The sequence below is a fragment of the Corallococcus sp. AB030 genome, assembly GCF_003668965.1.
In the GTDB taxonomy this organism is placed as follows: Bacteria; Myxococcota; Myxococcia; order Myxococcales; family Myxococcaceae; genus Corallococcus; species Corallococcus exiguus.
In genome coordinates, this window is record NZ_RAWQ01000100.1 from 1 (window position 1) to 23651 (window position 23651).

Annotated in this window: 15 protein-coding genes; 9 read left to right on the forward strand and 6 right to left on the reverse strand. The window is 71.4% G+C overall.

The features are described 5' to 3' along the window. Positions 1-356: phage tail protein (locus D7Y15_RS22970; RefSeq protein ID WP_121753918.1), on the reverse strand; the 356-nt coding region annotated here is incomplete at its 3' end. Between the two features lie 184 nt (positions 357-540). On the opposite strand from D7Y15_RS22970, the gene D7Y15_RS46620 reads away from it, so the two are divergent. Further along, the gene (locus D7Y15_RS46620; RefSeq protein WP_121753919.1) at positions 541-2409 is read left to right on the forward strand and encodes a collagen-like protein; all 1869 of its coding nucleotides are present in this window, start codon (positions 541-543) and stop codon (positions 2407-2409) included. A gap of 42 nt (positions 2410-2451) precedes the next feature. On the opposite strand, the gene D7Y15_RS22980 is transcribed toward D7Y15_RS46620, so the two are convergent. After that, complete coding sequence (locus D7Y15_RS22980; RefSeq protein WP_121753920.1) at positions 2452-2958, reverse strand: GNAT family N-acetyltransferase; 507 nt, start codon at positions 2956-2958, stop codon at positions 2452-2454. Between the two features lie 170 nt (positions 2959-3128). Between D7Y15_RS22980 and D7Y15_RS22985 the strand changes: the two genes are divergently transcribed. Beyond that, positions 3129-4625 carry an NAD(P)/FAD-dependent oxidoreductase gene (locus tag D7Y15_RS22985; protein WP_233605058.1) on the forward strand — a complete coding sequence of 499 codons (1497 nt, stop codon included), beginning with the start codon at positions 3129-3131 and terminating at the stop codon, positions 4623-4625. Here D7Y15_RS22985 and D7Y15_RS22990 read toward each other — a convergent pair. Both D7Y15_RS22990 and D7Y15_RS22995 read right to left on the reverse strand, forming a co-directional pair. Next, positions 4577-5122, reverse strand: a complete 546-nt coding sequence (locus D7Y15_RS22990; protein WP_199733801.1) for a DUF6321 domain-containing protein — start codon at positions 5120-5122, stop codon at positions 4577-4579. The two genes, D7Y15_RS22985 and D7Y15_RS22990, sit on opposite strands and share 49 nt — an antisense overlap. Before the next feature lie 94 nt (positions 5123-5216). Then, on the reverse strand, positions 5217-5528 hold the full coding sequence (locus D7Y15_RS22995) for a S41 family peptidase (protein WP_199733802.1): 312 nt from the start codon (positions 5526-5528) through the stop codon (positions 5217-5219). Positions 5529-5626: 98 nt separating this feature from the next. Here D7Y15_RS22995 and D7Y15_RS23000 point away from each other — a divergent pair, with 98 nt between their 5' ends. From D7Y15_RS23000 to D7Y15_RS44750, 4 genes are all read left to right on the forward strand, one after another. Beyond that, complete coding sequence (locus tag D7Y15_RS23000; RefSeq protein WP_121753930.1) at positions 5627-7693, forward strand: carbon starvation CstA family protein; 2067 nt, start codon at positions 5627-5629, stop codon at positions 7691-7693. Beyond that, a complete protein-coding gene (locus D7Y15_RS23005; protein ID WP_121753921.1) occupies positions 7690-7896 on the forward strand; it encodes a YbdD/YjiX family protein in 207 nt (68 codons plus the stop codon). The genes D7Y15_RS23000 and D7Y15_RS23005 overlap by 4 nt, the downstream gene beginning before the upstream one ends. 86 nt (positions 7897-7982) lie before the next feature. Further along, entirely contained in the window at positions 7983-9401 is a 1419-nt protein-coding gene (locus tag D7Y15_RS23010) for an RICIN domain-containing protein (RefSeq protein WP_121753922.1), read from the forward strand. An 82-nt stretch (positions 9402-9483) separates the two neighbouring features. Further along, positions 9484-10821 (forward strand): hypothetical protein, encoded by a 1338-nt coding sequence (locus D7Y15_RS44750; RefSeq protein ID WP_158629092.1) that lies wholly within the window; start codon positions 9484-9486, stop codon positions 10819-10821. 6 nt (positions 10822-10827) lie between these two features. Here D7Y15_RS44750 and D7Y15_RS45310 read toward each other — a convergent pair whose 3' ends face one another. Further along, a complete protein-coding gene (locus D7Y15_RS45310) occupies positions 10828-11004 on the reverse strand; it encodes a hypothetical protein (protein ID WP_199733803.1) in 177 nt (58 codons plus the stop codon). Here D7Y15_RS45310 and D7Y15_RS45315 point away from each other — a divergent pair, their 5' ends adjacent. From D7Y15_RS45315 to D7Y15_RS23030, 3 genes are all read left to right on the forward strand, one after another. Next, positions 11005-11106, forward strand: a complete 102-nt coding sequence (locus D7Y15_RS45315; protein WP_346728394.1) for a YbdD/YjiX family protein — start codon at positions 11005-11007, stop codon at positions 11104-11106. 85 nt (positions 11107-11191) lie between these two features. Continuing rightward, positions 11192-11896: an RICIN domain-containing protein gene (locus tag D7Y15_RS23025; protein ID WP_120577625.1), complete on the forward strand. Its 705-nt coding sequence runs from the start codon at positions 11192-11194 to the stop codon at positions 11894-11896. 93 nt (positions 11897-11989) lie between these two features. Continuing rightward, positions 11990-13327: a hypothetical protein gene (locus tag D7Y15_RS23030; RefSeq protein ID WP_121753923.1), complete on the forward strand. Its 1338-nt coding sequence runs from the start codon at positions 11990-11992 to the stop codon at positions 13325-13327. A gap of 6 nt (positions 13328-13333) precedes the next feature. Here the strand turns inward: D7Y15_RS23030 and D7Y15_RS23035 are convergent, their stop codons facing one another. Then, positions 13334-23647 carry a non-ribosomal peptide synthetase gene (locus D7Y15_RS23035; RefSeq protein WP_121753924.1) on the reverse strand — a complete coding sequence of 3438 codons (10314 nt, stop codon included), beginning with the start codon at positions 23645-23647 and terminating at the stop codon, positions 13334-13336. Positions 23648-23651: the final 4 nt, after the last annotated feature.

The window sequence follows — 23651 nt, forward strand, 5'->3', positions numbered from 1 at the left end:
GCCGCGAGGTACGCGCCCTGCGGGCTCTCCGTGTTGCCCTCCTGCATGCTCGCCATCAGCGGGTGGGTGTGCGCGGGCATCTGGGGGGAGATGAGCGTCACCGACTGCTGTCCGGAGCTCTCGCCCAGCGAGTGCGGCGTGAGCCCGGGGCCCTGGCCGGGCTGCATGGGGAAGCGGCCGCGCAGGTCCGGCAGCGCGAACGTCGTCGTGCCATTGCCGCCGTAGGTCGTCCCCAGGATGGCGAAGAGCGCCTGGTTCTGCGCGATGGACAGCAACGTGCCGTCGCAGAGGAGCCAACCCTTCGGCGCGAAGTCGCCTCCAAACATGATGATCTGCCCGATGTACGGCGTGGACATGGTGCCCCCTGGTGTGACGTCGAGTGTGGGCCAGCGAACAGACCATGGGCGGTCCCTCGATAAAAGAGCGCGGCGCGTCAACAGGCAAACCAACCCAGCGTGTGCGAAGCTTCACGGTCGGTGACGGCCCCGGTTCCTACGCCGCAGGTCGCCGCGCTGAATTTCGTTGGGGAGGACCTGATCCATGTCGCTTCGAGCCTTCGTTCCCCTCCGTGGGGTGTTCTCGCGTTTTGGTGCGTTGTCGCTCTGCGCGACGTTGATGGTGTCCGCCTGCACGGGAGAGACGGGCGATGGGCCGGCGGGACCGGAAGGGCCTCCGGGGCCTGCGGGCGCGACGGGTCCCCAGGGGCAGGCCGGCCCGCGAGGTGAGAAGGGCGCCACGGGTGAACCCGGCCTGCTGGGTCCCGAGGGTCCGCAGGGCCTGTCGGGTGCCCCCGGCGAGCCCGGTCCGCAAGGGCAGCAGGGCGTGCAGGGACCGGCGGGCGCGATGGGACCCCAGGGGCCCATTGGCCTGATGGGGCCCATGGGTCCGCAGGGTGCCGCGGGCCCCACGGGGCCGGCCGGAGCGAAGGGCGACACGGGCCCCACGGGCGCGAAGGGTGACGTGGGCGCGAAGGGCGACACGGGCGACGTCGGTCCCTCGGGTCCGACGGGAGCGAAGGGCGACACGGGCGCGGCAGGTCCGACGGGGGCCACGGGAGCGATCGGCCCTGCTGGCGCGAAGGGTGACACGGGCGCCACGGGCGCGGCAGGGCCCACGGGAGCGACCGGCGCGGTCGGCCCCGCTGGCTCGACGGGCCCTGCTGGCGCGAAGGGTGACACGGGCGCCACGGGCGCGGCAGGCCCCACGGGAGCGACCGGAGCGATTGGACCCGCTGGTGCGACCGGCCCCGCTGGCGCGAAGGGTGACACGGGCGCGGCGGGGCCCACGGGAGCGACCGGCGCGGTCGGCCCCGCTGGTGCGACCGGCCCTGCTGGCGCGAAGGGTGACACGGGCGCGGCAGGGCCCACGGGAGCGACCGGCGCGGTCGGCCCCGCTGGTGCGACGGGCCCCGCTGGTGCGACCGGACCCGCGGGCCCCACGGGTGCCTCGGGGGCTCAGGGACCACAGGGACCGTCGGGCACGCAGGGGCTCTACGGCGACGGCTCGGCGGGGGCGTTCAACGTGGGCGTGGGCCAGACGGTGGACCTCTCCACCGCGGCGGGTGTGGCTTCGCTGCCCGCGGGCTTCAACCTCCAGTTCAGCAGCATCAACATCGCCGGAACGCTCATCCTCCCCAGCGGCAGCGTGCTGCGCTCCTCCGGCGACATCACGGTGAGTGGCACCGTGACCGTGCAGGCCGGCGCGGAGGACCTGGGCAATGGTGAGGCGCCCACGGGCATCGCGCGGACGGCGGCGACCAACTACAACGGTGGCGCGGGGCTGACGTCGTTCCAGGCCGCCCAGGTGCGCCGGGTGCAGTTTGCGTCGGGCGGAGCTGGCGCGCGCATCTTCGTGGGCCCGAGCGCCAACGGAGGCGCGGGTGGCGGCTCGTTGTTGCTGGCTGCGCGGGGCAACATCCGCATCGTCACGGGGGCGAACGTCAACGCGAGCGGGGTGAGCGGCGTAAACACGGGGACTGGCACCCAATCCGTCGTGGGCACGGGCGGCGGCGGAGGCGGCATCGTGCTGGTCGCGGCGAAGGGAAGCATCACGCTGGGTGGCACCATCCGCGTACAGGGTGGCAACGGCGCGAACGGTTACGACGGCAACGGCGGCTCGGGTGAAGGCGGTGGCGGTGGCGGTGGCGGTGGCATCGTCCACTTCATCTCATCCTCGACCGCCAGCGTGACGGGCTCCGTGGTGACGGCGGGAGGCGCGGCGGGCGCCACCGCTGGGGGTGGCACCAGCGTCATTCCAGGTGGCGGCGGTGGTGGCAGCGGCGGGAGCGGCGGCAACGCGGGCGGTACCGCCTTCGTGGGCTCGCCGACGATCGATATCCCCTCTGCAGGTACGGGCGGCTACTTCCTCCAGACGGTCGCCCCGGAACCCGAGACGCTGCTGGGGCTGTAGGCGCGGGGCCTCACGGGACCGGCGTGCTCACCCGCCGCCGGTTCATGCGTCGCCCTCCAGAGCCCGCCACTGGAACTCCAGGTACGGCGACGCCGGGTCGCTTCCCGGCACGGACGTGAAGCCTTGCCGGGTGTAGAGCCGCAGCGCTGGATTGTCGCGCGTGACATGCAGCCGCACGGGCACGCGCGCCCGCGCTGCCTCCGCTTGAATCGCGTTCAGCAGGTGCGTGCCCAGGCCTTGTCCCCGCCACGTGGGAAGCAGGGTCACGTCCAGGAGCAGCAGCTCCGCGGAGGTGCGCACCAGCCACTGGCGGCCCACGGGGACTCCCTCCACTTCGATGATGGCGTGGCCCTCCGGGGAATAGGTCGCCGCGTAGTGGCGGGCCTGTGCCTGGTGCTGCATCCGCAGGAACAGTTCCGCTTGCGCGGGCGGCCAGCCCCACGCGGACGGCTCCTGCTCGCGCGTGCTCGCGTAGAGCGTGAAGAGGAACGGTTCGTCCGCTGGCGTGACCGTGCGGAAGAGGGGCGCGAAGGATGGGGGCGTCGTCACGGCGGGGCATCCTACGCCGCGCGAACCTGCCCGACAGTCGGACAGGTTGAGGCCGCCTCGGCTGGCTTCCCCAGGTCTCTGGACCTTCCCGTAGGTGCCGTGTCGGGCGGAATGTGCACAGCATGAAGGTCGGGGGCTTCGTGCCCCTCCGCGTCCAGGAGGTCCATCCGGTGGCTCCCCGTCTTCCGCAGCATGTGCGCGTCGCCATCGTGGGCGCGGGCTTCGCCGGGTTGGGCATGGCCATCCGGTTGAGGCAGGAAGGCAACGACGACTTCGTCGTCCTGGAGCGCGCGGATGACGTGGGGGGCGTCTGGCGTGACAACGTCTACCCCGGCTGCGCGTGCGACGTGCAATCGCTGCTGTATTCGTTCTCCTTCGCGCCGAACCCTGGCTGGTCGCGCGCCTACTCACCGGGCTGGGAGATCCAGGAGTACCTGCGCGACTGTGTGCGGCGCTTCCAGCTCGCGCCCTTCCTGCGCTTGGGGCACGCGGTCCTCCGCGCGAAGTGGGACGTGGCGACGCGGCGCTGGGTGCTGGAGACATCCCACGGCACCCTCACCGCGGACGCTCTCGTGGCGGCGGTGGGCACGTTGAGCGAGCCCGTGATTCCACCCCTGCCCGGGTTGGAGCGCTTCCGGGGCAAGGTGATGCACTCGGCGCGGTGGGATGCGGGCTACGCGCTGGCCGGGCGTCAGGTGGGGGTGGTGGGCACGGGCGCGTCGGCGGTGCAGATCGTGCCGGCCATCCAGCCGGAGGTGGGCCGGCTCGTCCTCTTCCAGCGCACGCCCGCATGGGTCTTGCCCCGGGGCGACAAACCCAACAGCGCCCTGCGAAAGGCCCTGTACCGGTGGGTGCCGGGCGCGCGGTGGCTCCTTCGTGGGGCGCTGCGCATCCTGCGCGAAAGCCTGGCCCTGGGCTTCCAGCACCCGTGGATCCTCCGGCTCGCGCAGCCATGGGTGCTCCGGCACATGCTGAAGACGGTGAAGGACCCTTCGCTCCGCGACCGGCTCACGCCCCGGTACACGATGGGGTGCAAGCGCATCCTCGTCTCCGACGACTATCTGCCGGCCCTCACGCGCCCGAACGTGGAGGTCGTCACCGCGCCCATCCGCGAGGTGCGCGAGGACGCGGTCGTCACCGGCGACGGCGCGGTCCATCCGGTGGACACGCTCATCTTCGGCACCGGGTTCCAGGCGACGGACATGCCCATGGGGCACCACATCCACGGCCGTGACGGCCGGACGCTCGCGCAGGTGTGGGCGGGCAGTCCCCGGGCCTTCCTGGGCACCACCGTGAGCGGTTTCCCCAACCTCTTCCTGCTTCAGGGGCCCCACACCACCCTGGGCCACACCTCCGTGCTGTTGATGATGGAGGCCCAGGTGGAGCACGTGCTGGGCGCGCTGCGCTACCTGGAGGCCCGGGGCGCCGCCGCCGTGGAGCCGGATCCAGGAGCCCAGGACGCGTTCGTGCGCGACCTGGAGGCGCGGCTGTCCGGCACGGTGTGGAACCAGGGGGGATGCCGAAGCTGGTACATGGATGCCTCGGGGCGAAACTCCGCCCTCTGGCCCGGCTCCACCACGGCCTTCCGCCACCGGGTGGAGCACTTCGAACCGTCAGATTACGTCACGCTTCCTCGGGCAGATGTCCCTCGGGCGCTCCGGCGGTGAGGCGATGGCGCGGCTTCAGGAAAGCTTCGCGCGCTTCCGGGTCGCGGTCTTCCTCGCGGTGGGGGAATCGCGCTTCTTCGCCGTCGCACGGCGGTCCGCGTCTTCTTGGCGCCGGAGCGTTTGGCGGCGGGCTTCGCGCGCTCCTGCGCCGCGTGGTAGCGCTCCAGCAGCTTCGTACCCTTGGTGGCGAGCCGCTTCGCTCCCGCGTTGTCCTTCGGCACGGGTTCGCCCCAGGCGCGAGCGGACAGGGCGAGGCGCGTGGGCTTGCCCTTGTCGTCCACCATGGGCCCGCGCGGGTGCGCGAAGTGGCGGCGCAGGAAGCTGCCCTTTCTGCGCATCTTCTCCGGCGTGTCCGCCTTGCCTTTCACGCCGGGCTTGAGGTTTGAGCCTTCCTTCTCGCGGAACCACTCGCGGCCCGCCGCGGTGAGGCCGCCCTTCGGATCCTTCAGGCGCCGCGTGCGCGTGACGCTCTTGCGAGTGGGGGACCGGGTCGGCATCGGAGGTGCTCCTCTTTGAGCGGAGGTGAAGGCTTCCGCATGAGAGGTAGGTCGTCCCGGCCCTGAGGGCACGAGGTGACAGGCTGCCTGCTTCCTACGGCGTGGGCTTCGCCTCCGGGGGCACCAGCGAATCCGCCAGCGCACGGAGGGCGAGTGCGTGGGTGTGCCAGAGGTCCTTGCCGTCTCCGAAGACATCCAGTGGCCGCTGTGGCGGCAGTCCGCGGGCTTCGTAGTCCTGGCCCTGTGCGTCGGCGTAGTGCTCGTTCGACAGGTGCACCGTCCATCCATTGGGCAGCGGCTTGACGAGCATGTCGGAGAACGCGCCCCGCGTGGCCGTGCCTACATGGACGACGTTCGGGAGCGCTCGGAGGGCCAGCGTGAGGACCTCGCCCGCGCTGACCGTCACCACCCGACACCCCGCCGCGAGCGGAACGGGTGGACGCGGGGCGTGCGCTATAAACCGCGCGCGGGGTAGGGGTGGCCTGCCCGCTGATGGGAGACATCATGGGTGGAGTCGCTCGGAAGTTGGGATGGGTGGCCCTGGCGTTGGTCGGGGCCTTCTGTCTGGGCGTGGTGGCGCTGCACCGGGGAGAGTCCATCAGTGCCATCTGGCTGGTGGTCGCCTCGGTCGCGGTCTTCATGCTGGGATATCGCTTCTACGGCCGTTTCATTGCCGAAAAAGCGCTCCAGGTGGACCCCTCGCGCGCCACCCCCGCCGAGCGCCGCAACGACGGCCTGGACTACGTGCCCACGGACCGGTGGGTCGTGTTCGGCCACCACTTCGCGGCCATCGCGGGCGCGGGTCCGCTGGTGGGCCCGGTGCTCGCGGCGCAGATGGGCTACCTGCCCGGCACGCTGTGGATCCTGGCGGGCGTGGTGGTGGCCGGCGCGGTGCAGGACTTCGTGACGCTGTTCCTGTCCGTGCGCCGCGACGGCAAGTCGCTGGGCGACATGGTGCGCATGGAGCTGGGGCCCGCGGCTGGCGTGACGGCCATGGTGGGCGTGCTGATGATCATGATGATCATCCTCGCGGTGCTGGCGCTGGTCGTGGTGAAGGCGCTGACGCACAGCCCGTGGGGCACCTTCACCGTGGCGATGACCATCCCCATCGCGGTGGCCATGGGCCTGTACCTGCGCTACGTGCGGCCCGGCAAGGTGCTGGAGGTGTCCATCGTCGGCTTCGTGCTGCTGATGCTCAGCATCTGGCTGGGTGGCCAGGTCTCCGAGTCCGCCACCTGGGGCCCCTGGTTCACCTTCGACAGCCGCACGCTGGCGTGGCTGCTCATCGGCTACGGGTTCTGCGCGGCGGTGCTGCCGGTGTGGCTGTTGCTCGCGCCGCGCGACTACCTGTCCACCTTCCTCAAGATTGGCACCGTGCTGCTGCTGGCGGTGGGCATCGTGCTGGCGGCGCCGCACTTGAAGATGCCGGCGGTGACGCGGTTCGTGGACGGGTCCGGACCGGTGTTCTCCGGCAGCCTCTTCCCGTTCCTCTTCATCACCATCGCGTGCGGCGCGGTGTCCGGGTGGCACTCGCTCATCGCGTCCGGAACCACGCCAAAGATGCTCGCCACGGAGGGCGACGCGAAGCTCGTGGGTTACGGCGCCATGTTGATGGAGGCCTTCGTGGCCATCATGGCGCTCATCGCCGCGTCGGTGCTGGAGCCGGGCGTCTACTTCGCCATGAACTCGCCCGCGGCGCTGATTGGCACCGAAGCGGCGCAGGCGGCGGCGACGCTCAGCCAGTGGGGCTTCGTCGTCACCCCGGAGGTGCTGGAGCAGACGGCGCGCGACATCGGTGAGACGACCATCCTCTCCCGCGCGGGTGGCGCGCCTACGCTGGCGGTGGGCATGGCGCAGATCCTCCACGGGCTGGTGTCCGGGAAGGGGATGATGGCCTTCTGGTACCACTACGCCATCCTCTTCGAGGCCCTCTTCATCCTCACCACCGTGGACGCCGGCACGCGCGTGGGGCGCTTCATGATTCAGGAGCTGGCGGGCCTGGTGTACGCGCCGCTCAAGCGCACGGAGTCCTGGGGCGCGAACCTGCTGGCCACCGCGCTGTGCGTGGCCGCCTGGGGCTACTTCCTCTACCAGGGCGTGGTGGATCCGCTGGGCGGCATCAACACGCTGTGGCCGCTGTTCGGCATCGCCAACCAGATGCTCGCCGCGGTGGCGCTCACGCTGGGCTGCGTGGCGCTGGTGAAGATGAAGCGCGAGCGCTACGTCTGGGTGCCCGGCATCCCCGCCGCATGGCTGGTGCTGTGCACGCTCACCGCCGGCTTCCAGAAGGTGTTCGGCGGTGACGTGCGCGTGAGCTTCGTGGCCCACGCGCGGGCCTTCTCCCAGGCGGTGGCCGAAGGGCGTCTCATCGCCCCGGCGAAGTCCGTGGAGGAGATGGAAGCCATCATCCACAATGACTACCTGGATGCCGGCCTCACCGTGTTCTTCATGGGGGTGGTGGTGGCGACCATCCTCTTCGGCGTGCGTGCCGCGCTCCGGGCCCGAAGCTCGCCGGTGCCCACGTCGCACGAGACGCCCTACGTGGCCGCCGCCGTCCCGGTGAAGCCGTGAGGCGCGCACTCACGCAGGCGCTCCAGCACGGCTGGCGGCAGGCCGTGCGCACCGCGCGGTCGATGATTGGCGTGCCGGATTACGACACCTACGTCGCCCACATGCGCCGTCACCATCCGGACAAAGCGGTGATGACCTACGCGGAGTTTTTCAACGACCGCCTCCAGGCCCGCTACCGCGGAGGTGGCGGCCGGTGCTGCTGAGAGGATGAGTCGTTGAGTCTTCCGGATAAAACTGCTTAGTGGGTTTTACGGGTCAAGCCCGTTCAACCCCTTCGCAGGAGTCTGCTGTGTCTCGTACCTCGACGCCGTTCCGGACGTGGGCGCTGGGCGCCGTGTTTCTCGCATCGTTGGGAGGCTGCTCGGGCCCGGAGGACGCTCCTGCCGTTGGGGAGCCGGTAGGCAAGGTGGAGGCGGCCGCGCTGTCCACGCGCGTGGTGGGCTACCTGCCGACGTGGGCGGGGGATGTGAATGCGCTGCAGTACTCGAAGCTGTCTCACATCAACTACGCGTTCGCGCTGCCCACTGCGTCCGGCGGGCTCACGGGGGTGAGCAGCTCTGACGCGCGGCTGCGCTCGCTGGTGACGCAGGCGCATGGGCAGGGCGTGAAGGTGCTCATTGCCGTAGGCGGCTGGAACGACGGCAACGACAGTGGCTTCGAGCAGATGGCGGCCAACGCGAGCACGCGCACGGCGTTCGTGAACACGGTGGTGAACTTCGTCAACGCGGCCGGGCTGGACGGCGTGGACATCGACTGGGAGTACCCGGACCCCGGCACGTCGGGGAACAACTACGCGGCGCTGATGCGCGAGCTGGGCACGGCCATGCACAGCCGGGGCAAGCTGCTCACGGCGGCGGTGGTGGCCAACGGCTACACGGGCGGCGGCGTGCAGGCGTCCGTGTTCAGCGACGTCGATTTCCTCAACATCATGGCGTACGACGGCGGGCAGCCGCATTCGACGTATGACCTGGCGGTCCAGTCGCTGAACTACTGGAAGGGGCGCGGGCTGCCGGCGTCGAAGGCGGTGCTGGGCGTGCCGTTCTACGGGCGCTCGCCGTCGAGCTACGTGGGCTATTCGGAGCTCGTCGCCCGCGACTCGCAGGCGCCCTACAAGGACAACGTGGGGGACGTCTATTACAACGGCATCGCGACCATCCAGGCGAAGACGCAGCTGGGGAAGCAGAACGGCGGCGTGATGATCTGGGAGCTGTCCCAGGACACGTCCGGGAGCACGTCGCTGCTCAACGCCATCTACTCCGTGGCGCAGGGCACGAGCGGCACGGGGGCGTACCGGCTGGTGAACAAGGCTTCTGGCCGGTGCGTGGACATCAACGGTCCCAGCACGGCGGACGGCGCCATCATCCACCAGTGGGCGTGCCACACGGGCGCGAGCCAGCAGTGGTCCATGGAGGCAACGGACAGCGGCTACTACCGCTTCGTGTCGCGCCACAGCGGCAAGGCGCTGGACGTGAAGGACGTGAGCACTGCGGACGGCGCGGGGCTCCAGCAGTGGTCCTACGGCGGCGGGAGCAACCAGCAGTTCAAGCCGGTGGCGCTGGGCAACGGCTACCACCGGCTGGAGGCGCGCCACAGCGGCAAGGTGCTGGACGTGACGGGCTGCCAGCAGGGCAGCGGTGACGGCACGCTGCTCCAGCAGTGGACCTGGTCCAACAACGACTGCCAGCAGTTCCGGCTGGAAGCGCTGTAGCCCCTTGGAGGGAGGCGGGACCGGCGCCGCGCCGGCCCCGCCGTGCACGGGGATCGGAGCGGATGGTATAGGGGTGCCCTCGATGATTGACTCATTCGCCCGGTGGGGACGCCTGCTCCGTCGTCCCATCCACCTGGGGTGGGAGCGCCTGCGCTCCCCGTATGCGACGGCGCTCGGGATGTGCTTCGCGTTGCTGCTGTTGCGCTCGCACGCCCGGCTCGCGCAGGCGCACGTCTGGGCGGAAGACGGATGGAGGTTCCTGGCGGATGCGCTCGAGCACGGCCTGGGCGCCACGTTCATGCCCTATGCGGGCTATCTGCATGTCGTCCCGCGACTGCTCGCGTGGGGTGTGGCGCTCCTGCCCCTCGAAGCGTTCGCGCTGGGGGTGGCGTTCGTCACCCTGGCCCTCAACGCGGCACTGTTCGCGCTCATCGCGCGGGACGGCTGCCGCTGGCTGGTGCCCCATGATGGCGTGCGGATCTTCACCGCCGTGGCGTTCTGCTTCCTGTCGGGCACCTGGGAGGTGACGGGCAACCTCGCCAACCTCCACTCCGTCCTCTTCTACGGAGCCATGCTGGTGGCGCTCCAGGACCTGGACCGCCCGCTGGGATTCGCCGACGGGCTGGTGCTGCTCGCGGCGGCCACGAGCGCGGGCGAAGGCGTGTTGCTGGCGCCGGTCTTCCTGCTGCGCGGGGTGATGCGGTGGCGCGGTGGCCGGCCCCTGCGCGAAGTGGTGGGGGAGGCACTGGCGGCGGTGGTGCTGACCGTGCCGGCCGGGGTGAACGCGGTGCTCCTCCGCCAGGCCGACTTGCCCGCCGCGGACTTCCCCACCTGGCCGCTGTCCCGCATGGCGGAGCACCTCTGGATCACGCTCAACGACCGCTATGTGCTGCACCCGGTGCTGGGCGACAGAGGGGCGATAGCCTATTTCTTCTGGCCGTTCGCGGTGCGGATGGCGGTGGTGTCCGGGTTCGCAGCCGTGCTCGTCCTGGGGCTTCGCCGGTTGCCCGCGCGTCCGCGCGTGTTGCTGCTGGCCGCCTGCGCCTGCGTCTCCGTGTTGATCCCGCTCACCTGGTATGTGCGCGCCGACGCGGCTGAATTCCCCACGTTCGGCGTGCTCCGGGATCCGGACGTGATGGATGCCCGCTACATGCTGTTCGCGCTCCCGGCGGGGCTCACCCTCTGGGTGGCGGCGCTGGGGCGGATCCGGACCGTCTTCGCCGGGGGCCTGTGCGTCTGCGTGGTGGTGCTGGCCCATCCACGCTGGACCTTCGAACCGTGGGGGCCCGAGCGCGACTGGGCCCAGACCGCCCGACGCATCCGAGAGGTCCGCGAGACGCCAGGGGCGGAGGCGAGCGTGCGCATCAATCCCAAGGGATGGGCGATGCGGATCCGAGGCGCCTCGCGCCCCGGGCCGTGATCGCGCTCAGGGCTCCTGTGCCTTCGCGAGCGCGTCGCGCAGCCTGGCGGCGAGCACCTGGAGATGCGGAGGCTTGAGGAAGGAGTAGTGGTCTCCGGGCACCGTGTGCATGTCCAGTCCGCCGGGCGCGTAGGCGGCCCAGCCGTGGTCCCAGCGGGAGGCCTCCGCACCTACGTCGCCCACATGCGCCGTCACCATCCGGACCGGCCGGTGATGACCTACGCGGAGTTTTTCAACGACCGCCTCCAGGCCCGCTACCGCGCCGGTGGCGGCCGGTGCTGCTGAGTGATGAGTCATTGAGTCTTCCGGACAAAGCTGCTTAGTGTGTTTTGCTGGTTAAGCCCGTCAAACCCCTTTGCGGGAGTCTGCTGTGTCTCGTACCTCGACGCCGTTCCGGACGTGGGCGCTGGGCGCCGTGTTTCTCGCATCGTTGGGAGGCTGCTCGGGCGCGGAGGACGCTCCTGCCGCCGGGGAGCCGGTTGGGCAGGTGGAGGCGGCCGCGCTGTCCACGCGCGTGGTGGGCTACCTGCCGACGTGGGCGGGGGACGTGAACACGCTGCAGTACTCGAAGCTGTCCCAGGACACGTCCGGGAGCACGTCGCTGCTCAACGCCGTCTACTCCGTGGCGCAGGGCACGGGCGGCGGCACGGGGGCGTACCGGCTGGTGAACAAGGCCTCCGGCCGGTGCGTGGACATCAACGGCCCCAGCACGGCGGACGGCGCCATCATCCACCAGTGGGCCTGCCACACGGGCACCAGCCAGCAGTGGTCGATGGAGGCAACGGACAGCGGCTACTACCGCTTCGTGTCGCGCCACAGCGGCAAGGCGCTGGACGTGAAGGACGTGAGCACTGCGGACGGCGCGGGGCTCCAGCAGTGGTCCTACGGCGGCGGGAGCAACCCGCAGTTCAAGCCGGTGGACCTGGGCAATGGCTATGTCCGGCTGGAGGCTCGCCACAGCGGCAAGGTGCTGGACGTGACGGGCTGCCTGCAGGGCAGCGGTGACGGTACGCTGCTCCAGCAGTGGACCTGGTCCAACAACGACTGCCAGCAGTTCCGGCTGGAAGCGCTGTAGCCCTTCGCGCGAGGCGGGACCGGCGCCGTGCCGGCCCCGTCGTGCACCGGGGGGCCGTCCAGGAGCGGGGCGGATGGTATAGGGGCGCCAGCGATGACTGACTCATTCTCCCGGTGGGTACACCTGCTCCGTCGTCCCATCGACCTGGGATGGGAGCGCCTGCGCGCCTCGTATGCGACGGCGCTGGGGTTGTGCTTCGCGGTGCTGGTGCTGCGCTCGCACGCGCGGATCCTCCAGGCGCACCTGTGGGCGGAAGATGGCGCGGTGTTCCTGTCGGATGCGCTCGCGCACGGCCTTGGCGCCACGTTCAAGCCCTACGCGGGTTATCTGCACGTCGTTCCCCGGCTGGTGGCCTGGGGCCTATCGCTCCTGCCCATCGAGGCGTTCGCGCTCGGGCTGGCGTTCGTCACCCTGGCCCTCAACGCGGCCGTGTTCGCGCTCATCGCGCGGGAGCGCTACCGCTGGTTGGTGCCCCATGACGGCGTGCGGCTCCTCACCGCCGTGGCGTTCTGCTTCCTGCCGGGAACCTGGGAGGTGACGGGCAACCTCGCCAACCTCCACTCCGTCCTCTTCTATGGAGCCATGCTGGTGGCGATCCAGGACCTGGACCGCCCGCTGGGATTGGCCGACGGGCTGGTGTTGCTCGCGGGGGCCTCGAGCGCGGGCGAGAGCGTGTTGCTCGCGCCGGTCTTCCTCTTGCGTGGCGTGATGCGGTGGCGCGACGGCCGGCCCGCGCGCGAGGTGCTCTGGGAGGGGTTGGCGGTGGCGGTGCTGACCGTGCCGGCGGGGGTGAACATGGTGCTCTTCCGTCAGTCGGGTATGCCTGCTTCGGACTTCGCCCACTGGCCGCTCTCCCGCATGGCCGAGCACCTCTGGCACACGTTCAACGTCCGCTACGTGCTGCACCCGGTGCTGGGCGACGGAGGGACGCTGTCCTACTTCCGCCGGCCGCTCGCGGTGCGGATCGCGGTGGAGTGCGGGTTCATCGCCGTGCTCGTCCTGGGCATTCGCCGGGTGCCCGCGCGTCCTCGCGTGTTGCTGCTGGCCGCCTGCGCGTGCGTCTTCCTGTTGATCCCTCTCACCTGGTACGTGCGCTCCGGATCCGCCGAGTACCCCACGTTCGGCGCGTTCCGGGACCCGGGCGTGGTGGAGGACCGCTACATGCTGTTCGCGCTCCCGGCGGGCGTCGTCCTCTGGGTGGCGGCGCTGGCGAGGTTCCGGTCCCTCTTCGGCGCGGGCCTGTGCGTCGCCGTGATGGTGCTGGCCCTTCCACGGTGGACCTTCGAGCCGTGGGGCCCCGAGCGCGACTGGGCCCCGAGCGCCCGCCTCATCCGCGTGACCCGCGAGACACCGGGCGCGGAAGCTTCCGTGCCCATCAATCCCATCGGGTGGTCATTCCATGTCCGAAGTGCCTCGCGCTCGGAGCCGTGAGCGCTGTCAGGGCTCCTGGGCCTTCGCGAGCGCGTCGCGCAGCCTGGCGGCCAGCACCTGGAGATGGGGAGGCTTGAGGAAGGAGTAGTGGTCTCCGGGCACCGTGTGCACGTCCAGTCCGCCGGGTGCGTAGGCGGCCCAGCCGTGGTCCCAGCGGGAGGCTTCCGCTTCGAAGAGGGTGAAGGGGCCGCTGGCCGGGGGCGGTTCGTAGACCCAGCCCGCGTTCAGGTGGACCTCGAACGCGTGGCGCAGTTGGCGCAGCGACTGCTCCGCGGCGAAGAGCGGCTGGCTGGCCTCTTCCAGCACGTCCATCCACCGGCCAGGTGAGAGCCCTTCATTCGGCGGCAGCGGCTGGCCCGAGGCGCGCAGCAGGTCCTCCAGGAACAGCGCGCTCAGCCGAGCCTTCGCGTTCAGGTCGTCCGGGTTGCCAAAGTGCAGGCTCGCGGACGAGTCGAGCAGTGCGAGCAGCGCCACCGTCTCCCCCTCGCGTCGCAGCTGGTGGGCCATCTCCCACGCGACGGCGCCTCCCATGGACCAGCCGCCCAGAAGGTAGGGGCCGTGCGGTTGGACCTCTCGCACCGCGCGCACGTACAGGGCCGCCATCTCCGGAATGGAGTCGCAAGGAGGGCCCTCGCCATCCAGGCCCCGGGCCTGGAGTCCGTAGAACGGCTGATCCGGTCCCAGCGCCCGCGCCAGCTCCGCGTAGGGCACGACGCTGCCGCCCACGGCATGAACGCAGAAGAAGGGACGCACGCCCTTCTTGCCCTTCTGCAGCGCGACCCGAGGTGTCCAGGGCGCCGCGTCCCGGAGCAGGCCCGCGAGGTGCTCCACGGTGGCGTTCTGGAAGAGCGCCGCCACCGGCAGCGTCCGGCCCAGGCGGGCGTGGATGGCCGACTGCACGCGCAACGTCAGCAGGGAGTGACCGCCCAGTTCGAAGAAGTTGTCGCGCACGCCGATGGGGTGCACGCCCAGCACCTCCTCCCAGATGCGCACGAGCTGGAGCTCCAGGGGCGTGCGGGGGCCCACCAGGGTTCGCGTGGGCTCGCGGCCTGCCTCCGGCGCGGGCAGCGCCTTGCGGTTCACCTTGCCCGAGGGCGTCAGCGGGAACCGCTCCATCGCGACCCAGCGCGCGGGCACCATGTATTCCGGCAGCCGCTGCCGCAGGAAGCTCCGCAGTGCTCCGGCGTCCAGCGACTTCCCTCCGGCGTCCACCACCCAGCCCACCAGCTGCTTCTGGCCGCTTCCGTCATCCCTCGCGTCGACGACGCAGTCGCGCACCGACGGGTGCTGCGCCAGCGCTGCTTCAATCTCTCCCAGCTCGATGCGGAAGCCGCGCACCTTGAGCTGCGCGTCGCGCCGGCCCAGGTACTCCAGCGTGCCGTCCGGAAGATGCCGTGCCCAGTCGCCCGTGCGGTACAGCCTGCCTCCGGGCGTGGCGCCGAGCGGATCCGGGATGAAGCGGTCGGCGGTGAGGCCGGGCTGGTTCAGGTATCCGCGGCAGACCTGCACGCCGCCCACATACAGCTCGCCCGTGACGCCGCGGGGCACCGGCTGGAGGTTCGCGTCCAGCACGTGCACGGGCACGTTGATCAGGGGCCGGCCGATGGAGGGCAGCGCCGGCCAGGTGTCCGGATCTCCCTTCATCGACAGTGACGTCACCGCGTGGGCTTCGGACGGGCCGTAGTGGTTGTGCAGCACCGCGCCCGTGCGCTTCATGAAGCGGCGGATCGCCGGAGTCATGCGCAGCTGCTCGCCCGCGACCATGATCTCCCGGACGCGCGTGGGGAAGGTGCCCTCACGCTCGGCCACCTCCGCCAGGTTCTGGAGCGCGACGAAGGGCATGAAGAACCGCTCGATGCCCGCGCCCTCCAGCAGGGCCAGCAGCTGGCTGGCATCGCGGCGGACCTCGTCGGTGAGCAGCACCAGCTCACCGCCCGCGGCCCAGGTCGCGAACAGTTCCTGAAAGGACACGTCGAAGCTCAGCGCGGAGAACTGGAGCGTGCGCGCCCCGGGCGCCACCGAGTCCCCCAGCTGCCAGTGCAGCAGGTTCACCAGCGCCGCGTGGTGCATCGCGATGCCCTTGGGCGTGCCGGTGGAGCCGGAGGTGAAGATGACGTAGGCGAGCGCCTGCGCGTTGCCTCGGGATTCTGGCCGCGTGTCGGGTTCCCGGGCCAGGGCTTCCGTCCGCGTGTCGAGCTCCAGCACTCGCGCCGCACTGGCCCCCAGGACCTCGCGCAGCTCGTGCGTGGTGAGCAGCACCGCCGCGCCCGAGGCCTGGAGCATCGCGGTGAGCCGCTCCGGCGGATAGGCCGGATCCAGGGGGACGTAGGCCCCTCCCGCCTTGAGCGTGCCCAGCACCGCCACGGGCAACTCCAGCGAGCGCCGCAGGTGGATGCCCACGCGGACGTCCGCCCCCACGCCCAGGCCGCGCAGGTGGTGCGCGAGCTGGTTCGAGCGCCGCTCCAGCTCTCCGTAGGTGAGCGCCTCATCTCCGAAGCGCACCGCGATGGCTTCAGGCGTCCGCGAGGCAGTGGCCTCGAAGAACGCGTGGATGCCCGGCATGGCGGGATAGTCCGCCGGCTGGAGCGCCCACGCCGCCAGCTGTCTCCGCTCCGCGTCCGCGAGCATGGGCAGCGTGCCCAGGGGCGCGTCCGGCGCCGCGAGCGCGCCTTCGAGCAGCCGCGTGTAGTGATCCGCGAACCGCGCCACCGTGGCCTCGTCGAAGAGGGCGGTGTTGTACTCCCAGAGGATGGACACGCCCTCCGGCGCTTCCCGCACGAAGAGGGTGAGGTCGAACTTCGCCATGCCGGGCTCGAAGGTCAGGGCGCTGACGTGGACGCCGGGCAGCTCCCAGGGCGCGCCCCCGTTCTGGAAGACGAACATGACCTGGAACAGCGGCGAGCGGCCCAGGTCCCGCGTGGGGACCAGCGCGTCCACGAGCTGTTCGAACGGCATGTCCTGGTGGGCATAGGCGCCCAGGCAGGCCTCGCGCACGCGGCCCAGGAGCGCGCGGAAGCTCTCCGCGCCAGTGGCATCCACGCGCAGGGCCAGGGTGTTGGTGAAGAAGCCGATGAGGTTCTCCACCTCGCGCTGGCCGCGCCCCGCGATGGGCGTGCCGATGACGAGGTCGTCCTGTCCGCTGTGCCGAGCGAGCAGCGCGTGGAATCCCGCGAGCAGCAACATGAAGGGCGTGACGCCCGCGTCGCGTGCCAGGGCCTGCACCGCGGCGGGAATCGAGGCGGGCAGGGGGCGCGAAAGCTGGAGGCCCTGGTAGGTCTGCACGGTCGGCCGTGGCCGGTCGGTGGGCAGCTCCAGCGTCGGCGGAGCGCCTTCCAGGTGCTGCTTCCACCACGCGCGCTGGGCCTCCAGCGTCTCGCCCGCCATCACCTGACGCTGCCACGCGGCGAAGTCCGGGTACTGCACGGACAGGGGTGGCAGGGTCAGCGGTTCGCCCTGGTGACGTGCCGTGTAGAGGGCCTTCAGCTCGCGCACCAGGATGTCGATGGACCAGAAGTCACACACGATGTGGTGCATGACCAGCAGCAGCGCGTGCCGCTCTGGCGCCGTACGCACCAGCGTGGCGCGCACCATCGGGCCGCGCTCCAGGTCGAAGGGCTTCTTCGCCTCCGCCTCCGCGCGCGAGCGCAGCAGCGCGTCCCCGTCCAGGGACTCGACGGCGAGCGTGAACGGCCGGTGCTCCACGACGTGTTGGACCGGATGGCCCTCGCCGTCGCTGAACGTGGTCCTCAAGGCCTCATGCCGTTGGATGAGCGCATCCAGCGCGCCCTCCAGCGCTGGGACGTCCAGCGGGCCGTCGAGGTGGAAGAAGAAGGGCACGTTGTACGCGCTTCCGTGGGGATCCAACCGCGCGAGGAACCACAGGCGCTGCTGCGCGAAGGACAAGGGCCGCGGCTTGTCCCGCGACCCCGCGACGATGGGCGGCACCGGCGGACCGTGGCCTCCCTTCTGGAGCGCCTCCAGCCGCTCCGCGAACCGGGACACCGTCGGGGACTCCAGCAGCAGGCGCAGCGGCACGTCCCGCTGGAGCACGTCCCTCAGCCGCGACACCACCCGCGTGGCGAGCAGCGAGTGTCCGCCCAGCTCGAAGAAGTGGTCGTGCGCTCCCACGCGGGGCACGCCCAGCAGCGGCGCCCACAGCTCCGCCACCAGCGTCTCCCAACCCTCGCGCGGCGCCACGTAGGCGTCCGGGCCCGTCCGCGTTTCCGGCGCGGGCAGGGCCTTGCGGTCCACCTTCCCTGACGGGGTCAGCGGCATCCGCTCCAACTTCACGAACGCGGAGGGCACCATGTGCGCCGGCAGCCGCGCGGCCAGGTGGGCACGCAGGTCGCCCGCGTCCACGCGAGCGCCGGTGACGTAGGCCACGAGCCGCTTGTCGCCGGGAGCGTCCTCTCGCACGACGACGCTCGCGTCCTCCACGCCCGGCGAGGCCTTGAGCGCGGTCTCGATCTCTCCTGGCTCGATGCGGAAGCCGCGCACCTTCACCTGCGAGTCGGTCCGGCCCAGGAAGTCGAGGACGCCCTCTGGCCGCCACCGCACCCGGTCTCCCGTGCGGTACAGCCGCGCGCCCGGCGTCGTGCTGAACGGATGCGGCACGAAGCGCTCCGCGGTCTGCGCGGGCTGTTGCATGTAGCCCCACGCGAGGCCATCGCCGCCCAGGTACAGCTCGCCCGCCACGCCCACCGGCACCGGCGCGCCCAGCGCGTCCAGCACATAGGCCTGCGTATGGGTGATGGGCCGGCCGATGGGCACGGGGCGCCCGTCGTCCACCGTGCCCTCCAGCGGATGAACAGTGGAGAAGGTGGTGTTCTCCGTGGGGCCATAGGCGTTGATGACGTCCCGGCCGGCCTCGCGCACCTGTCGCGCGGCCAGCGGGGACATGGCCTCGCCGCCCGTCATCACCTGCCGCACGCGCGCGAGCGCCTGGGGGTGGAACATCGCCATCTGGTTGAAGAGGGCCGTGGTGATGAACAGCGTGGTGATGCCCTGCTGCTCCAGCATCCCGGCCAGCTCCTCCAGCGAGGGCTGATGCGCGGGGGCGACCACCAGCTTCGCGCCATGCAGGAGCGCGCCCCACAGCTCCAGCGTCGACGCGTCGAAGGAGATGGGCGCCAGTTGGAGGAGGACCTCGTCCGGGCCGAAGCGCGCGTACGTCGTCCCCTTCACCAGCCGCACCACGCCCCGGTGCGGGATGCACACGCCCTTGGGCCGGCCGGTGCTGCCGGACGTGTACATGACGTACGCCAGCGCGTCCGCGGGGACGGTGATGCGCGGCGCTCGGGTGGACTCGTTCGCGAAGGCGTCCCACGACGGCTCCAGCGGCACCACGCGCGCCTCCAGCGCCGCGAGCTTCGCCTCCTGGCCGGGCTGGGCCAGCAGCACCGGCAGGCGCGTGTCCCGGGCCATGAAGAGCAGTCGCTCGGTGGGATAGGCCGGATCCAACGGGACGTAGGCGCCGCCCGCCTTGAGGATGGCCAGCGTGGCCACGACCATCTCCAGCGAGCGACCTGTGCACAGGCCCACCGGCGTGCCCACGTCCACGCCGAGCGCGCGCAGGTGGTGCGCCAGTTGATTCGCGCGTGCGTCCAGCTCCGCGTACGTCAGCTGGCGGCCCTCGAACTCCACCGCGATGGCCTGGGGCCTCTCCCGGGCCTGCTCCTCGAAGAGCGAGGTGAGCGACGCCTCGCGCGGAGGGTCAGCGTGGGTGTCGTTCCAGGTGAACAGCAGCCGCTGGCGCTCCTCGTCGGTGAGCAGCGGGAGCCGTGCCACGGGTTCTTCCATCCGGGCGACGGCGGCCGCGAGCAGGCGCGTGTAGTGCTCCGCCATGCGCGCGACGGTCGCTTCCTCGAAGAGGGCGGTGTTGTACTCCCAGACGAAGTCCAGGCCCTCGGCGGACGGCTGGGCGAAGAGGGTGAGGTCGAACTTCGCCATCCCCGTCTCGACATCCATCGGCGCCACGGACACATCCGGGAGGGCGCACGCCGCGGGGCCTCCGGCGTTCTGGAGTACGAACATCACCTGGAACAGCGGCGCGCGGCTGGGGTCGCGTTCGGACTGGAGCGAGCGCACCAGCTGCTCGAAGGGCATGTCCTGGTGGGCGAAGGCCTCCAGCGTGAGGTCGCGGACGCGGCCCACCAGGTCGCGGAAGCTCGCGTCCTGGGGCGCGGTGATACGCAGCGGCACCGTGTTGATGAAGAAGCCGACCAGCCCCTCCAACTCCTGGCGCTCGCGGCCTGCGAGAGGTGCGCCGATGACGACGTCATGCTGGCCGCTGTAGCGGGCAAGCAGGGCGTGGAAGCCCGCCAGCAGCAGCATGAAGGAGGTGGCGCCCTCCTGCTGCGCCAGCGCCTCCAGGGCCCGCGACAGCGCGGGCGACGCCTTCTGGGACAGGTGCGCGCCCTCGAAGGTCTGCACCGCCGGGCGCGGCCGGTCCGTGGGCAGGTCGAGGAAGGCCGGTGCGTCCTGGAGCCGGGCCTTCCACCACCCGAGCCGCGCCTCCACCCCCGCGCTCGCCCACGACTGCCGCTGCCAGCGCGCGAAGTCCGCGGGCTGGAGGGACAGGGGCGGAAGCTTCGCCGCGCCGCCGCCGGTGGCCTCGCGGTAGAGCGCCGTCAGCTCGCGCTCCAACACGCCCAGCGACCAGCCGTCGCAGATGATGTGGTGGAAGGTGACGAGCAGGGCGTGCTCCCCGTCCCGCACGTGCACCAGCGTCGCGCGCACGAGCGGTCCCCGGGCCAGGTCGAAGGGAAGGCGCACCTCCGCCTCCGCGCGCCGTGACAGCTCCGCCTCCGAGGACACGCGCTCGCGCCGCAGCGGCATGTGCAGCGCCGGGGCGATGCGCTGCACCGGCTGGCCCAGGTGTTCCACGAAGGTGGTGCGCAGCGCCTCGTGACGCCGCACGAGCGCCTGGAAGCACTGCTCCAGCGCGCCGTCATCCAGCGGCCCGCTCCAGCGCGTGAACCAGGGCAGGTTGTACGAGAAGCCGTCCGGATCCATCCGGGTGAGGAACCACAGGCGCGCCTGGGCCGAGGACAGCGGCGGGACTTCGTCGCGCGGGCTCGGCACGAGCGGCGGCGCTTCCCCGTCCTCCGTCGGCCTCAGCGAGGCCAGGTGGGCGGCCAGCTCCTCCACGGTGGGGTTTTCGAACAGGACCCGCACCGGCAGCTCCACCTGGAGCCGGTCGCGCAGCCGCGCGGTGACCTGGGTCGCCAGGAGGGAGTGGCCGCCCCGTTCGAAGAAGTGGTCGTGCGCGCCCACGCGCGGCAGGCGCAGGAGCGCGGCGAAGACTCCCGCGACCTCCGTCTCCAGGGGCGTGCGCGGGGCCACGAAGGCCTGGGCCGAGTCCGAGTCGTCGTCCGGAGCGGGCAGGGCGCGCCGGTCCAGCTTGCCGCTGGGAGTGAGGGGGAACGCGTCCAGCAACACGAAGGCCGCGGGCACCATGTACTCCGGCAGCCGGTCGCGGAGCACCGCCTTGAGCCCGCCCGCGTCCACGTCCGCTCCGGGCTGCGTCACCACGTAGGCCACCAGGTGCTTGCCCCGTGCCGCGTCCTCCCGCGCGATGACCGCGACGTCCTTCACGCCCGGCAGCTTCGCCACCGCCGCCTCCACCTCCGGCAGCTCGATGCGATAGCCGCGGATCTTCACCTGGGCGTCACGCCGGCCCAGGAACTCCAGCGTGCCGTCCGGCAGGTACCGCGCGAAGTCACCGGCGCGGTACATCCGCGCGCCCGGATGCGGGCTCAGCGGATCCGGCAGGAAGCGCTCCGCCGTGAGGTCCGGCCGGTGCAGGTAGCCGCGCGCCAGCCCCGCGCCGCCGATGTACAGCTCGCCGGCGACGCCCACGGGCACCGGCTCCCACCGGGCATCCAGCAGGTACGTGCGCGCGTTGGTGATGGTGCGGCCAATGGGCGGCAGGTCAGGCCACGCGTCCGGGTTGCCCTTCAGCACGTGGGCCGTGGCCGCGTGTGTCTCCGTGGGGCCGTAGTGGTTGTCCAGCGCGCACCCGTCCAGCGCGTGGAGCAGCCGCCGCAGCGCGGGCGTCATCCGGAGCTGTTCGCCCGCGGTGTTGATCTCCTTGAGCGACGTGGGCAGCAGGCCGTCCGAGTCCGCCACCTCCGCCAGGTGCTGCAAGGCGACGAACGGCAGGAAGATGCGCTCCACGCCCTGGTCGCGCATCAACGTGAGCAGGGCCCGGCCGTCGCGCCGCATGTCCTCCGAGACGAGCACCAGCTCCCCGCCCGCGGCGAACGTGGGCAGCATCTCCTGGAAGCACACGTCGAAGCTCAGCGCGGAGAACTGGAGCGTGCGGCCCCGGGGCGCGGTGGAGCGGCGCACCTGCCACTGGATGAGGTTGAAGAGCGGGCGGTGCGGCATCGCCACGCCCTTGGGCACGCCCGTGGAGCCCGACGTGAAGATGACGTAGGCCAGCGTGTCCGGTCCGCCCGCGGGCGTGGGCGCGGTGTCCGGCGTGGAGAGACCGTCCTCCAGGAACAGCCGCTCCGCGCCGCCCTCCGGCAGCCCCGACGTCAGGGAGCGCCGCGTGACGAGCACCTTCGCGCGCGACGTCTCCAGCATCAGCGCCAGCCGCTCCGGCGGATAGGCCGGATCCAACGGGCAGTAGGCCGCGCCCGACTTGAGGATGCCCAGCACGCCCACCGGCAGCTCCAGCGAGCGGTCCACGCACAGCCCCACCGCCGTGTCCGGCGTCACGCCGCGCTGGCGCAGCGCATGGGCGACGCGGTTGGCCCGCCGGTCCAGCTCCGCGTACGTGAGGCTCGCGTCTCCGAAGCGCACCGCGATGGCGTCCGGATTCCGGCGCACGCTGGCCTCGAAGAGGGCGTGCACGCCGGGATGCAACGGCACGTCCGCGCCGGTGTCGTTCCAATCCCTCACCGCCCGTTCCCGCTCGCGCGCGGTCAAGAGCGGCAGCAGGGACACGGGGGATTCCGGCTTCGCGACGGCGCCCTCCAGCAGGCGCGCGTACTGCGCGGCCATGCGCGCCACCGTCGCCTCGTCGAAGAGGTCCGCGTTGTATTCCCAGCGCGCCTCCAATCCGCTGGGGTCGTCGTAGAGGAACAGGGTGATGTCGAAGCGCGCGACACCGGGCTCGAAGTCCAGCTCCGTCACGGTGAGGCCGGGCCACTTGAGCGCGGCCCACGGCGAGTTCACGTGCACGAACATCGCCTGGAACAGCGGGGAGCGGCTGGGGTCGCGCTGCGGCACGAGCAGGTCCACCAGCTGCTCGAAGGGCATGTCCGGATGCGCGTACGCGCCCAGACACACCTCGCGCACGCGGCCGAGCAGCGCGAGGAACGTCGGGTCGCCGGACGCGTCCAGTCGCAGCGCCAGCGTGTTGGCGAAGAAGCCGATGAGCCGCTCCACCTCCCGCCGCCCGCGCCCCGCCACGGGCGTGCCCACCACCAGGTCCTCCTGGCCGCTGTATCGCGACAGCAGCACCTGGAACGCCGCCAGCAGCGTCATGTACGGCGTGACGGCCGCCTTGCGGCTCAGCTCGCGGATGCCCGTGGCCAGGGCCTGCGGCATGGGCAGGCGGTACACCGCGCCCCGGGACGTCTGACGCGGCGGACGCGGCCGGTCCGTGGGCAGCTCCAGCGCGGGAGGCGCGCCCGAAAGCCGCTCCTTCCACCACGCGCGCTCGGCCTCCAGGAAGTCACCGGCGAGCGTCTGTCGCTGCCAGTGCGCGAAGTCCGCGTACTGCGCCGGCAGCTCCGGCAGCCGGGGCGGCTCGTTCCGGGTGGCGGCGGTGTAGAGCGCGCTCAGCTCGTTCGCCATCCACCCCAGCGACACCGCGTCGCAGACGATGTGGTGCGTGACGAAGAGCAGCGCGTGCTCCTCCGGCGACAGCCGCACCAGCGTGGCCCGCACCAACGGCCCTCGCGCCAGGTCGAACGGCGTGCGCGCCTCGGCTTCCGCGTGCTCGCGCAGCGCCCGCTCCCTCGCGGTCCCGTCCGGTCCTCGCGCGGACAGGTCCTCCCGGCGGAGCGTCAGCGTCAGCGCGGGGGCGATGCGCTGCACCGGCTGGCCGTCCACGGCGGCGAAGGTGGTGCGCAGCGCTTCGTGCCGGTCCACGACTCCCTGGAGGGCCCGCTCCAGCGCGCCCGCGTCCAGCGCGCCCGTCAGCCGCACGAAGAAGTAGACGTTGTACGTGGCGCTCGTGCCCTCCATCTGCGCCAGGAACCACAGGCGCTGCTGCATGAAGGACAGCGGCAGGGCCTCCGTCCTGGGGACGAGGGGCAGCGGGACACGCTTCTTGCCCGGGGCAACCGGCGAGGAGGTCGTCATGGTG